Below are 12,178 nucleotides of genomic sequence, written 5' to 3'. Positions count from 1 at the left end.
AAGGGGATGAATAGAACATGAACATTTATGTCTTAATGAAGCGCACGTTTGATACAGAGGAGAAAATTCAGATTGAACAAGGGGAAATCAGCACGGATGGAGCGGAATTCATCATCAACCCGTACGATGAGTACGCCATTGAAGAAGCGCTTCAGCTGAAGGAGAAGCACGGCGGTGAGATTACGGTTGTCACAGTCGGCGAGGAAGAAGCTGAAAAAGAACTCAGGACGGCTCTGGCGATGGGGTGCGACAAAGCCGTTTTGATCAACATTGAAGACGATCTGGAAGAAGCGGACCAATATACGGCGTCAGCCATCCTATACAACTATTTGAAAGACCGCGAGTATGACATGATACTCGGCGGGAATGTGGCGATCGACGGGGGATCGGGACAGGTGGCGCCTCGTTTGGCCGAGCTGCTCGGCATCCCTTGTATCACGACGATTACAAAGCTGACGGTAAACGGCGGAGATGTTGAAGCGGAACGCGACGCCGAGGGTGACCTTGAAGTGATCCAAACGTCGCTTCCAATCGTAGCGACTGCACAGCAGGGGTTGAACGAACCGCGTTATCCGTCACTTCCGGGAATCATGAAGGCGAAGAAAAAGCCTCTTGAGGAGCTTGAACTTGATGATCTGGACATCGACGAGGAAGACGTGGCCGCCAAAACAAAAACGATCGAACGGTTCCTGCCTCCGAAAAAAGAAGCCGGGAAAATCCTTGAAGGGGAGCCGGAACAGCAGGCGGCAGACCTTGTATCACTGCTGAGAAGCGAAGCAAAGGTCGTTTGAAGCCGAAGGGAGCAAAAACACGGTCATTAAAATACAGGGGGAAATGGACATGAGCAAAAAAGTTATCGTATTGGGAGAGTTCAGGGACGGTTCGTTGAGAAATGTGACATTCGAAGCGATAGCCGCAGGAAAAACGGTTGCCGAAGGGGGAGAGGTGATCGGTGTTCTCTTCGGTGAAAGCGTTTCAAGCGATGCGGCACAACTGATCCATTACGGCGCTGACAGAGTGCTTACAGCCGAAAACCCGCTCTTGAAAAACTATACGTCTGACGGCTATGTTCAAGCCTTTATGCCGATCATTGAGCGCGAAAGTCCGGACGTGATAATTTTCGGCCATACGTCAATGGGCAAAGACTTGTCGCCGAAGCTTGCAGCCCGTATGGGAACAGGGCTGATATCAGATGCCGTCAACGTCGAAGTAGCCGGCGGCAACATCGTGTTTACAAGACCGATCTACTCAGGCAAAGCGTTTGAGCGGATCATTTCCGAAGATGAAACGATTTTTGCAACGATTAGACCGAATAATATTGCCCCGCTCGACAAAGATGAGACGCGAACGGGAGCGGTCGAAAGCATCGAAGCGGATATTCGGGACATCAGAACGGTTATCAAGGACATTGTCAAAAAAACGTCCGAAGGCGTCGATTTGTCTGAAGCGAAAATCATCGTAGCCGGCGGCCGCGGCGTCAAAAGCGAGGAAGGCTTTAAACCGCTGCAGGAGCTTGCCGACGTAATGGGCGGCGCGGTCGGCGCTTCAAGGGGAGCCTGTGACGCAGACTACTGCGACTATTCGCTTCAAATCGGCCAGACCGGCAAAGTCGTAACTCCAGACTTATATATCGCCTGCGGCATTTCAGGAGCGATTCAGCACCTCGCAGGGATGTCAAACAGCAAAATCATCGTTGCCATCAACAAAGATCCGGAAGCCGACATCTTTAAAATTGCCGACTACGGGATCGTCGGCGACTTATTTGAAATCGTTCCGCTGCTCACGGAGGAATTTAAAAAGCTGAGCGTCAGTACTTGATCAAAAGCCGGCCTGAAATGGCCGGCTTTTTACATAGGCACATTTCCGCCTTTTGCAAAATAACATGGAATAAGGACATTTTTAGAAAGGCTAAAATCCCGATGTGTAAAACTGCGCAGATAGGGAAATGTATAATCAAGCATTATGTTAGCGTGAACCAAAGGGAGATGCTATACTAAAAAGCATAATTTCACAATTGGAGGAATGAAAGAATGGCTATCGTAAAAGCAACTGATCAAACATTCTCATCTGAAACAAGTGAAGGCGTAGTTCTTGCCGACTTCTGGGCTCCTTGGTGCGGACCTTGCAAAATGATCGCGCCGGTACTTGAAGAGCTTGATCAAGAAATGGGAGACAAACTGAAAATCGTAAAAATCGATGTTGACGAAAACCAAGAAACTGCCGGCAAATACGGCGTGATGAGCATCCCGACTCTCCTCATACTAAAAGACGGCGAAGTGGTTGAAACATCTGTCGGCTTTAAACCGAAAGAAGCCCTTGAAGAACTGGTCAACAAACATTTGTAAAATAGAAACCTGTGAAAAAGGCGATTCCAAAGGGATCGCTTTTTTCTTACAACGCGCCATCTTCCTTCTCCAATTGTAGCGAACGTACGGTCGGTCATGGTAAACTGAAATGAAGAAAAAACGCCGAAACAAGGAAGGATTTTTGATGAACAAAAAAATCAAAGAAAAGCTGGCCCTTCTCCCGGATCAGCCTGGCTGCTACTTGATGAAAGACAGGCAGGATACCGTCATCTACGTCGGGAAAGCGAAAATCTTAAAAAACAGGGTTCGCTCCTATTTCAGCGGGTCCCATGATGCCAAAACACAGCGTCTTGTCAGTGAAATTGAAGATTTTGAATACATTGTCACCTCCTCGAACATCGAAGCGCTCATTCTTGAAATGAATTTAATCAAAAAGTACGACCCGAAATATAACGTGATGCTGAAAGATGATAAAAGCTACCCGTTTATTAAAATCACGAACGAGCGGCATCCGAAGCTGATTGTCACGAGGAAGGTCAAAAAAGACAAAGGCCGCTATTTCGGGCCGTATCCCAATGTCCAGGCTGCGAGGGAAACAAAAAAGCTGCTGGACCGCCTCTATCCGCTCAGAAAGTGCGCCAAACTGCCGGACCGCGTCTGTTTGTACTATCATCTCGGACAATGTCTGGCGCCATGCGTATATGATGTGTCTGAGGAGACAAACCGACAGCTCACAGAAGAAATCACCCGCTTTTTAAAGGGCGGATACAATGAAGTCAAGAAAGAACTTGAAGCAAAAATGCTCGAAGCCTCGGAAAACCTGCAGTTCGAACGGGCGAAAGAATTCCGCGATCAAATGGCCCATATCGAGTCAACGATGGAAAAACAGAAAATGATGCTGAATGACATGGTTGACCGCGATGTATTTGCCTATTCGTATGACAAGGGCTGGATGTGCGTCCAGGTCTTCTTTATCAGGCAGGGCAAATTGATTGAAAGAGATGTCAGCATGTTTCCTTTATACAGGGAAGCAGACGAGGAGTTTTTGACGTTCATCGGGCAATTTTACTCAAAAAACAACCACTTCCTCCCAAGGGAAATTTTGGTTCCAGACAGCGTCGATAAGGACATGATTGAGGAGCTTTTGGACGTGAACGTGCGCCAGCCGAAAAGGGGAGCGAAGAAAGACCTGCTGCTCCTTGCCCATAAAAATGCAAAGCTCGCTTTGAAAGAGAAGTTTTCGCTCATTGAACGGGACGAAGAGCGGACGATCGGCGCGATTGAAAAGCTCGGCAAAGCACTGGGCATCTACACGCCGTACCGAATTGAAGCGTTTGATAATTCAAATATTCAAGGAACGGACCCCGTTTCGGCGATGGTCGTCTTTCTCGACGGAAAACCGCATAAAAAAGAGTACCGCAAATATAAGATTAAGACGGTTGAAGGCCCTGACGACTACGGGTCAATGCGCGAAGTCATCAGAAGAAGATATACAAGGGTGCTGAAAGAGAATCTGCCGCTGCCTGATTTAGTATTGATCGACGGCGGAAAAGGCCAGGTGTCTGCCGCCCTTGACGTTTTGGAAAATGAATTGGGGCTCGATGTCCCTGTTGCCGGTCTGGTGAAAGATGATAAACACAGAACTTCCAACCTTTTGATCGGCGACCCCCTTGAGATCGTCCAGCTTGAGCGGAACAGCCAGGAATTTTACCTGCTTCAGCGCATTCAGGATGAAGTGCACAGGTTTGCGATCAGCTTCCACAGGCAGCTCAGAGGAAAAAGCGCATTTCAATCGGTGCTCGACGGCATACCGGGCGTCGGCGAACAGCGGAAAAAACTGCTGTTAAAACATTTCGGTTCCGTTAAGAAAATGAAGGAAGCGAGCGCCGAAGATATCCGCAAGCTCGGCATCCCCCTGAAGACGGCGCAGCTGATTGAAGAGGCTTTGAAAAAATAATGTTGAACTTTTAAAAAGAATCTGATAGAATTTGTACTAATTTCATAATAAGATCGTGTGATATGGTGAAGATAGAGGTGCGAACTTCAAGAGTAGGCTTGATGAGGAAGATGGATTCCGATGAAAAAAGCCGAAAGGGGAGCGTCGCCGAAGCGGGGAAAAAATCCATTCGTTTTTCCTGCTGGCTTTACATTGAATAAATGTAAGGCTGTCAAGAAATCATTTCTTGGAGGGCTATCTCGTTGTTAAAATCATCGGCATTTTTGTTGGTTAAAGCAATGAGGGAATTTCTCTCATTGCTTTTTTTGTACGAAAAAACGTACAGCCCGCCGGTCAAGTTTTCCTCTTCATACATAAACAAGCACGAACGAAAACAAAAAGGGTGGTATTTGATGGGTCTCATCGTCCAAAAATTTGGCGGAACTTCAGTAGGATCAGTGGAAAAAATATTGAATGTCGCAAACCGCGTCATCGAAGAAAAACAGCGCGGTCATGATGTTGTCGTCGTCGTTTCAGCGATGGGCAAATCGACGGATTCCCTCGTCGCGCTTGCTAAGGAAATTACCGAACAGCCGAGCAGCAGGGAAATGGATATGCTGCTGACAACAGGAGAACAGGTAACAATTTCGCTGTTGACAATGGCTTTGCAGAACAAGGGGTATGATGCGGTTTCCTATACAGGCTGGCAGGCCGGCATCGAAACCGAAAATATTCACGGCAACGCAAGAATTACGAACATTGATACAGGCAAGCTGAAAGAGCGTCTGAATGAAGGGAAAATCGCCGTTGTCGCCGGATTCCAGGGGACGACAGCGGAAGGTGAAATCACAACGCTCGGCAGAGGCGGATCAGATACGACAGCTGTTGCCCTCGCAGCTGCCCTGAAAGCCGATAAATGCGACATTTACACCGATGTACCGGGGGTTTTCACAACCGATCCCCGCTATGTGAAAACAGCGCGGAAGCTGGCCGGAATCTCCTACGATGAAATGCTTGAGCTTGCCAATCTTGGAGCAGGCGTCCTGCATCCGAGAGCTGTTGAATTTGCGAAAAACTATCAGGTGCCTTTGGAAGTCCGTTCAAGCACAGAAAAAGAAGCCGGCACATTAATCGAGGAGGAATCATCAATGGAACAAAATTTAATTGTAAGAGGCATTGCATTTGAAGATCAGATCACACGCGTGACCGTATGCGGCCTGGCGAGCGGCTTGACGACGCTGTCAACGATTTTTACAACGCTCGCTAAACAGAACATCAACGTTGACATCATCATTCAATCAGTGACAAGCACAAGCCAAACGTCGATTTCTTTCTCCGTGAAAACGGAAGACTTAAAACGGACGGTCGAAGTTCTCGAAGAATACAAAGACGCGCTCGACTATGAACAGATTGAAACGGAAAACAGGCTGGCCAAAGTCTCGATCGTCGGTTCAGGCATGATCTCCAACCCGGGAGTAGCAGCAGAAATGTTCGCTGTGCTGGCGGAAAAAAACATCCAGGTCAAAATGGTCAGCACATCCGAAATCAAAGTTTCGACTGTCGTTAGCGAAGGCGATATGGTGAAAGCCGTCGAAGCGCTGCATGATGCTTTTGAACTGTCGAAAATAAGCATAGCTGCGAATTAAACATCCTGCAATTTGCTAGCAGGAGGAGAATGGTATGTAATCAGAGTTAGTAAGGGCTAATGCAAAGTCGAATAAGGCGGGAAATCCGCGAAAATGAAGATGAATATTTTTCCTTAGGGAGCTCAATCATATCGCTGTTTTCCGCTCTGATAAGCTTTTATCCATTGTTTGTTGTGGAATGGCTCCAGTAGTCGGGAGACGATTGATAATAACACAGAGCGATTTTACGGTGCTGCATCCTTTTTCTTCATAAAATATATCCGCGGTCCCCGCCTATGACACTTTGTGCGAAATAAATTTGATTAAACATAGCCCAATACGGTTGCGATGTTTGTAATACCGAATCAGCCAGAGGCCAAATTTTATTCCTTTTTGATATAAATAATAGGCCGAAAAATAAAATGTTACTTTTCAGCTATTGGTTGGCTGTTTTGGTTTCTACTTGATGTATGGGTCCTTTTTTCATATTCAAGCTATGTGCTTTTATTGTATGATGAGCGATTTCTTTATTGCTTTTTCTATATCATCTAAAACAAGCGATCAAAAAAAGTATGATGATTAATCATGATCCATTAGGTAATGGCAAATATAATTTAAAAACGGCACCTTGTTTGTTATGGTTTTCTGCAGTGATTTTACCTCCATGCACTTCTAAAATCTCCTTGCTTATGGCTAAGCCCAATCCGGCTCCTCCTGTTTTTCGATTGCGAGAGGTTTCTCCTCTGTAAAGCGGCGTAAATATCTGGTCTAACTCGGACTCGTGCAGTCCCTTTCCTTTATCCCGAATGGCAATAACAGCGTATTTTTTCTCTTCGAACAGTGAAACGTAGATGTCGCTGTTTTTAAAAGAAAATCTTATGGCATTGTCTATTATGTTGTAAAAAGCTCTGGAAAAAAGCTCGGGATCTGCATAAACATATGTATCACCTTCAGGAATTGATTTTATGAGATGAATTCCCTTTTCTTCTAATATTGCTGAGTAATCGTTCAGGTAATCGTCAAGTAAGCGGTTTAGGTTTACAAACTCTACACTTGGTTTTTCTTTGTAAAGTTCTAGCTTCGTGTACGAGAATAGGTCTGACACTAAATGATTCAGCATATCCGCTTTATTTCTGCATGTCACAATATATTTCTTTACTTTTTCAGGGGCTTGGTGTAATTGCTTTTCTATAATTTCTAGATATCCCCGGATTGTAAATATTGGTGTTCGTAAATCATGCACGATAGAAGCAATAAACAGTTTTCTTTCGTTTTCAAGTGATTGTTGTTTGGCTAATGATTTCTTTAGCTGCAGCTGCATGGACTTAAATCCGTTTGATACTTCATGAATTTCTGTAACACGTGAAGAAGGAAGAGAAAAATTGAAATCCTGCTTTGAAATGAGCTGTGATGTTTTCTCCAGTGCAGTCAACGGAATTAATACTTGTTTATTCATAAACCATGCAGCTGTCGCCAAAAGCATTAGGAAAACAAATAATGCGATGAATAAGCCTCCATACTGTTCTAGAAAACTGTTTTCTGGACCATTGAAAGCATGGAGTGCAGGCCTTTTATCTTGAACATATAAAATGCCTGCGAGTTTTTTGTTCTGATATACATAATATTCTTCAAGAAGATAGTTTGTATTCCCAACTGAGTAATCTGCTGTTTGCTCTATTTTTGTAATCTGATGATTATCTGGTTTTTCTACTGTTGAAAATAAGACTTTTTGATCTTTGTTTAGCAAGCGTATCCCTATATGAAGCTCATCAGTTTTATGATGTATTTGTTTTTGCCACTCTTTTTTGTTCCAATTTTCCGGCTGATTTAGAATGTTTTGTTCCAGCCAAGGCATTATATCTTCTATTTCAATAGAATTTGTTTTTGATTCATTATAAAAATGGACGGCCATTTTTGTAGTAAGAATGGGGAGCAAAATAAATGCAATCATAAAGAGAAACAGCCATTTTTTTATTGTCAGTCTTTTTTTATGCCCCTTTAACATGTTTATGCCCCCTCCACAAATTTGTATCCGACTCCCCAGACAGTTAGGATCCAGCGCGGCCGAGAGGGGGTTTCTTCAATTTTTTCCCTGATTCTCGCGACGAATACCCTTACTGTATGCGGATCACTATAATGCTCCCCCCATATAAATTGGATAATTTGATCGTGTGTAAATACTTGATGGGGATGTCTGCTAAGTAGAGATAATAAGTCAAATTCCTTTGAGGTGAGGGAAACTTTTCTTCCGTGTATATGTACTTCTCGGGATAAGTAATCAATTGTAAGGCCGTTGAATGAGTGTCCGGGTTTTTGCTGTCCGGAGCGCCGTCTCACTGCTTTGATTCTGGCTACAATCTCACCTGGTGTTGCCGTTTTTACAATATAATCATCACCCCCGACACTTAATCCCCTAATTTTATCGGTTGGATCCTCTTTGGCGCTTAAAAATAAGATAGGGACATCCTTTATGTCTCTCAGCTTCTTGCATATCGAAAAGCCTGATTCCCCCGGCATCATTACATCTAGCAAGATACAGTCGACCTCTTGTTTGTTGACAATGGAGAGGGCTTGTTCTCCATTAAATGCTGTTAGAACATTGTAATTCTCGATCTCCAGAAAGTCTTTCATCAGTTCAATAATTTCTGCATCATCATCGACGACTAAAATGGTTTCTTTCATTATCGCCATTCCTTTCTGTTTTGCTTCTGAATAACATTATGACGTTTTTTTGGTAATTGCGGAATATGTGTGAATAAATCTTGATATTTTATTGATATTTTATTAACGCCCTATTGAGTTTAGCTATTTAAAATGAAACTGAACTATAAAAAGAGGTGAAAAACATGAGAGCTTCAGTCCTGCAAACTAAAAAGTTATCAAAGTCATATGGAGAGGGAGCACATCAATTTTTTGCATTGAGAAATATTGATTTGGATATAAAAAAAGGTGAATTTACAGCCATTATGGGTCCTAGCGGCTCGGGAAAGTCTACGTTATTAAATATGCTGTCAGGGCTAGATAAACCAACTTCAGGAGAAGTCACACTAGACGGTATTCATTTATCTCATTGCAATGAGGCTCAAATTACACAACTCAGAAGAGATAATATCGGTTTTATTTTCCAAATGTTTAATTTGATTCCTGTTCTAACGGCGGAGGAGAATATAACGCTTCCTATACTCCTAGCTGGAAAGAAAGATAAATCGGTAAATAAAAAGGCAAATGATTTGCTGCAATTATTAGGGATTGGAAGACTCGCTTCTTCTTATCCGTCCCAGATGTCAGGGGGACAGCAGCAGCGGGTTGCAATTGCAAGAGCGCTTATTATGGAACCCAGTATCGTATTAGCAGATGAACCAACCGGAAGTCTTGATACTAAAGCTGGTGATGCCATTTTGACAATTCTCCGCCACTTTTGCGATACGAAAAAACAATCGCTTATCATGGTGACGCATGATGCAAATGTGGCTTCACATGCACATCGGATTGTATTTATGAAGGACGGTGAATTGGCGGGAGATATTCAGCTTACTGCGACTCCTAAAGTAAATTTAAGCCATATCACTAAAAGATTAGAGGATGTATACGCATGAAATTAACTGCTCAATTGGCTTGGCGATTTTTGAAAGCAAGAAGAGCCAGGTCTATATTTGCTGTGATCGGTATTAGTCTTGGGGTTATGCTGCTCATTATTTCGCAAATCATGATGACAACTTTAGAACAATCAAACGAAAAATCTGTGTTGGGAAAATATGGAGATTTTGATCTGGTTTCAGGTTATAACGGATCAACCAAAAAATTGAGTGCGAAAGATTTGCAAAAGATAGAGGGATTTCCAGATGTAGATCAAATAACCCCGATGTTATTTCCGTATGCAAGCGAAGATATGCCGGCTGCTGTTGCATCTCAGCCTGTTTATATAGGCTTTAAACATCACCAATTGGCTATGGAGCACCCTCTGGTTTCCATCGGTAAAGGTGGATTTCCGAAAGCTCAGGAAGTGGTAATCCCTGCTCGATACGCAAAAGCTAAGGGCTTGGATATTGATTCTGAAATTAGTTTCCCTTTTCCTCCAGGGGACGACGTAAAGGTACGAGTATCTGGTATTTTAAATGAAAGCGAGCAATTAAATAATATCGTCATTTTTGATTATGATTGGCTCGCAGCACAAACTCATAATGAAAATAAAGCAACGGCAGTCATGCTGAAATTAAATCAATCAGCTGATAAACAAAAAGTAATAGAGGATTTAAAGGAACATTTTGCAGACATATCCATTGATCAACGAAAGGCGATGACGACAGAGAAAGAACAACTGGGCGGGTTAAAACCGATTGTCAACGGTTTATCAATTACAGTCTTGTTAGGAAGCCTTTTAATCGTAGTCAGCACTTTGCAAATGTCGGTTCAAGAAAGACAAAAGGAATTAGCAACATTAAGACTTTTAGGCGGAAAGCCTGCCCAATTGTTTTATATGGTCATCTGGGAAGCTTTTCTGATAGGGACTATGGCTGCATTAATAGGAACGGTTACAGGTACTGTACTATGTTATGCCCTGACAAATATTGCTGAACAATTTATAGGCTATTCCATCCAATCAATATCAATCCCGGCAAAAAGTATAATCATTTCGTTTTTTGGAAGCATTCTTTTGACTGTCTTAGCAGCAACAATACCAGCTTTATCGACTAGCAGGCTTTCTCCTATCGCTGCATACAGCCAAAAAATTAGTAAAAGTAAAGCGGAATCAAAAGGAACCATTATCGGCCTGACCATGATTTTGCTATTGCTGGCAGCTATGACATTTGCAGTGCATAAAAGCGGAGGAAGCGGCAGCTTCAGTATTCTGTTAGGGGTATCATTTGTACTCATTATGTTTGTGATGACTCCTGCAGTATTGAGGATCATTGTAACGGCACTAACTTTTCTCTTAAGGCCGTTTTATCAAATGGAAAGCATGATTGCCGGAAGAAATGCTCTGAAAAGAATGAGAAGAAGTCAGCAAATTGCCAGGGTATTAACGTTAGCAGTCATTGTTGGATTCGTTGGATATATGATTTTGCAAGCTGTTGTCAGTCAAACAGAAAAAACAATATCAAAACAATATCCGCTTGATTATGTCATACAGGCTACAGAAGCCTCGTATGAACCAGGTTTCTCTTCTTCAATTATAAAACAAATTGATCATATGAACGAAGTTGAAACAATCCCGGTTCAAACAAGTATATTAACACATACTTTGGATTTAGATATAAAAAAAGTAGATTCAAACTGGAACGGGCAATTTATGACCGTAAACGGAAAAAAAGAAGTTTTAACGAGTGTGGGCGGCCTGGATTTGGAAAAAGTACGCAACACTGCCCCTTTTGAAATTGTGAAAGGCCGAATTGATCACCTTAAAGATGATGAGGCCGTGATTACGAAACAATTCTCTGAGGACATCGGGTTTCGAGTCGGAGATACAGTCACATTGGAACCAGATGAATTAAGTGAAGTTTCTGGCAAGAAGCCATTTACATTACGCATTGTCGGTGTGGTTGACGAAGTGCCTATTTTACCTGATGAAGATTTAAGATTCTTTACTAATGAGACTACGTTAAAAGGGTTGTTTCATCTTCAAAAAACAGAACAAATATTTTTTAATATTAAGGACCAAAGTGAAAAAGGCCATATAAAGGCCAAAATTGAGAAACTGATGGAAAATCCACAATATCAAGATGCTATTTTGTATGATAGAAAAGAAGAAATGGATAAATTTTATCAACAGTACAAACAGCGTATTGTATTATTGGGAAGCAGCGTGTTAATCATCACCTTAATTGCACTTGTTGGCTTAATGAATAGTATGGCAAGCAATTTAAGGGAAAGTAAAAAAGAGTTTGCGATGATGAGAGCCATAGGTGGAAAGCCGTGGCAAATCGTTCGACTCGCTTTATATGAAGGAATTGTTATTTCATTAGCTGGCTGTATAATGGGTTTAATTTCAAGCGTTATACTGGGGTATAATCTATTATCAGCTTTAGATGTAAAGAATCTCGAAATGCCTTATGTGATAATTTTCATCATATTATTAATAAGTCCGTTACTGGGTATTCTATCTGCCCTTCCTTCTGCACTGTGGCTTTCAAAAAGTAACTTAGTAAGATCGGTGTTTGAAGATTAATTTTTAAGCATAACCGTTTCTAACTTAAGTGATCATTGACGATAAAAATAAGCAGTGGATGTGTGATTTGCCGATATTCTCAGCAGAAGGTTTAAGAATGTATGTCTATTTGGGTTTTATTGTAAAAAGGCTGCTGAAAATCAAC

The 12,178-nt window shown here is 42.5% G+C and carries 9 protein-coding genes and 1 riboswitch; of the genes, 7 read left to right on the top strand and 2 right to left on the bottom strand.

The features are described from left to right. Nucleotides 1–17: 17 nt before the first annotated feature. From CP943_RS15635 to CP943_RS15610, 5 genes are all read left to right on the top strand, one after another. Nucleotides 18–791, top strand: a complete 774-nt coding sequence (locus tag CP943_RS15635; protein WP_020452499.1) for an electron transfer flavoprotein subunit beta/FixA family protein — start codon at nt 18–20, stop codon at nt 789–791. Nucleotides 792–840: 49 nt separating this feature from the next. Continuing rightward, entirely contained in the window at nt 841–1,818 is a 978-nt protein-coding gene (locus tag CP943_RS15630; RefSeq protein WP_105981131.1) for an electron transfer flavoprotein subunit alpha/FixB family protein, read from the top strand. A 212-nt stretch (nt 1,819–2,030) separates the two neighbouring features. After that, complete coding sequence (gene trxA / locus CP943_RS15620) at nt 2,031–2,345, top strand: thioredoxin (protein ID WP_020452497.1); 315 nt, start codon at nt 2,031–2,033, stop codon at nt 2,343–2,345. A 145-nt stretch (nt 2,346–2,490) separates the two neighbouring features. Continuing rightward, nucleotides 2,491–4,263 carry an excinuclease ABC subunit UvrC gene (gene uvrC / locus CP943_RS15615; RefSeq protein ID WP_023855450.1) on the top strand — a complete coding sequence of 591 codons (1,773 nt, stop codon included), beginning with the start codon at nt 2,491–2,493 and terminating at the stop codon, nt 4,261–4,263. Nucleotides 4,264–4,327: 64 nt separating this feature from the next. Continuing rightward, a riboswitch (Lysine riboswitch) is annotated at nt 4,328–4,508 on the top strand. Nucleotides 4,509–4,655: 147 nt separating this feature from the next. Next, nucleotides 4,656–5,888: an aspartate kinase gene (locus CP943_RS15610; RefSeq protein WP_105981371.1), complete on the top strand. Its 1,233-nt coding sequence runs from the start codon at nt 4,656–4,658 to the stop codon at nt 5,886–5,888. 562 nt (nt 5,889–6,450) lie between these two features. On the opposite strand, the gene CP943_RS15605 is transcribed toward CP943_RS15610, so the two are convergent. After that, the gene (locus CP943_RS15605; RefSeq protein WP_105981130.1) at nt 6,451–7,872 is read right to left on the bottom strand and encodes a sensor histidine kinase; all 1,422 of its coding nucleotides are present in this window, start codon (nt 7,870–7,872) and stop codon (nt 6,451–6,453) included. A gap of 2 nt (nt 7,873–7,874) precedes the next feature. Continuing rightward, nucleotides 7,875–8,549, bottom strand: a complete 675-nt coding sequence (locus CP943_RS15600; protein WP_105980114.1) for a response regulator transcription factor — start codon at nt 8,547–8,549, stop codon at nt 7,875–7,877. A 164-nt stretch (nt 8,550–8,713) separates the two neighbouring features. Between CP943_RS15600 and CP943_RS15595 the strand changes: the two genes are divergently transcribed. Both CP943_RS15595 and CP943_RS15590 read left to right on the top strand, forming a co-directional pair. Next, nucleotides 8,714–9,463 (top strand): ABC transporter ATP-binding protein, encoded by a 750-nt coding sequence (locus CP943_RS15595; protein ID WP_105981129.1) that lies wholly within the window; start codon nt 8,714–8,716, stop codon nt 9,461–9,463. Beyond that, nucleotides 9,460–12,033, top strand: a complete 2,574-nt coding sequence (locus tag CP943_RS15590) for an FtsX-like permease family protein (RefSeq protein ID WP_105981128.1) — start codon at nt 9,460–9,462, stop codon at nt 12,031–12,033. The genes CP943_RS15595 and CP943_RS15590 overlap by 4 nt, the downstream gene beginning before the upstream one ends. Nucleotides 12,034–12,178 lie beyond the last annotated feature (145 nt).

The organism is Bacillus paralicheniformis, from assembly GCF_002993925.1.
Classification (GTDB): Bacteria; Bacillota; Bacilli; order Bacillales; family Bacillaceae; genus Bacillus; species Bacillus paralicheniformis.
Note: the sequence above shows the minus strand (reverse complement) of the source record. Positions and strands in the feature narration are given on the sequence as shown.